Annotated in this window: 1 protein-coding gene; it reads left to right on the top strand. The window is 48.8% G+C overall.

What is annotated here, in order from left to right:
- The coding region (locus EDM52_RS24210) for a tRNA-dihydrouridine synthase (RefSeq protein WP_183185355.1) at positions 1-244 on the top strand (244 nt) is incomplete at both ends.

The following is a 244-nucleotide window of genomic DNA, read 5'->3' as shown; positions in this document are numbered from 1 at the left end:
AGCCGACTGTGCGTGAAAAAATCGACATCTGCTTGCTGCATGCCCAGCGTCTGATTGCCTTGAAGGGTCCGCGTGTGGGTGTACTGGAAATGAGAAAGCACGCAGCTTGGTATTTGAAAGGCTTGAGAGGGGCTACGCATACCAAGAATCTGATCAATGCGGTGGAGACCGAAGAAGAGCTTCGTCGTATATTGAATGATTATGTCGAATGGGTTGAGAACTACGCAGATGATATGGAAGAACC

The organism is Brevibacillus invocatus, assembly GCF_003710915.1.
Taxonomy (GTDB): Bacteria; Bacillota; Bacilli; order Brevibacillales; family Brevibacillaceae; genus Brevibacillus; species Brevibacillus invocatus.
The sequence above is the reverse complement of the archived record's forward strand: the minus strand, read 5'-3'. Positions and strand labels throughout refer to the sequence as shown.